The sequence below is a fragment of the Mycobacterium sp. SMC-4 genome (assembly GCF_050205565.1).
In the GTDB taxonomy this organism is placed as follows: domain Bacteria; phylum Actinomycetota; class Actinomycetes; order Mycobacteriales; family Mycobacteriaceae; genus Mycobacterium.
This window is the reverse complement of sequence record NZ_JBNMQU010000026.1, coordinates 1-1,262: the sequence shown is the minus strand read 5'-3', so window position 1 is coordinate 1,262 and position 1,262 is coordinate 1. Positions and strand designations below refer to the sequence as shown.

General features: G+C 62.7%; 1 pseudogene. It reads right to left on the bottom strand.

What is annotated here, in order from left to right:
- A pseudogene (locus tag ACQI46_RS25585) lies at positions 1-1,262 on the bottom strand (hypothetical protein); the annotation flags it as partial.

Sequence of the window (1,262 nt, the reverse complement as noted above, 5' to 3'; positions counted from 1 at the left end):
GTGATCGGATTGCCCTCGATCGCGGTAAAACCAAGAACGTCACCGGTCTTGGCGCCCGTGCTGATGCGCACCGTGGCACCGGAGAGCTGATCAGAATCCAGATCGGTGATCGAGGCCGAGGTGATCACCCGCACCGGGGAACCACCCAACCGGAACAACGGCGCACCAATAGTCACCACCGCCGGCGGTAGTCCGATCACCGTCACCAACGCAGCACCCGGCACCAGTGAGGCGACCTCGGCCTCATCAGTCACCGAGACGGTGAGCCCACGCGGCAGGCCACCCTCAGTCGTGCTGAACGTGACCGCCTTTAACGCAGCCTCATACTGGGCGATAGTCGCAACACCACTCAAGGTCAATGTCATCGTGTTGGCATCCCAAGACGCGGTGATTGGATTCCCGTCCAGCTGCGAATAACTCAACACATCACCGGTCTTGGCACCCGTCGCGATTCGCACCGTGGCACCCGACAGCTGATCAGAATCCAGATCGGTGATCGAGGCTGAGGTGATCACCCGCACCGGAGAACCACCCAACCGGAACAACGGCGCACCAATTGTCACCACTGTCGGCGGCAGGCCGATCACGGTCACCAACGCAGCACCCGGGACGATGGAGGCGACCTCGGCCTCATCAGTCACCGAGATCGTGAGCGCACGGGGCAGGCCACCCTCAGTCGTGCTGAACGTGATGGCATTCAACGCCGCTTCGTACTGGGCGATAGTCGCGACGCCAGAAAGGGTCAATGTCATGGTGTTGGCATCCCACGACGCGGTGATTGGATTCCCGTCCAGCTGCGAATAACTCAACGCATCACCGGTCTTGGCGCCCGTGCTGATGCGCACCGTCGCGCCGGACAGCTGATCGGAATCCAGATCGGTGATCGACGCCGAGGTGATCACCCGCACCGGCGATCCACCCAGCTTGAACAGCGGCGCACCGACCGTGACGACCGCCGGCGGTAGGCCAATCACCGTCACCAACGCCGCACCCGGCACCAACGACCCAACCTCGGCCTCATCAGTCACCGAGATCGTGAGCCCACGGGGCAGGCCGCCTTCGGTGGTGGTGAAGGTGACTGCCTTGAGTGCCGCTTCGTACTGAGCGATAGTCGCAACACCACTCAAGGTCAATGTCATCGTCTCCGCATCCCACGACGCGGTGATCGGATTGCCCTCGATGGCGTCGAAGCCCAACACATCGCCGGTCTTGGCGCCGTTCGCGATCCGCACCGTGGCACCGGAGAGCTGATCGGAATCCAG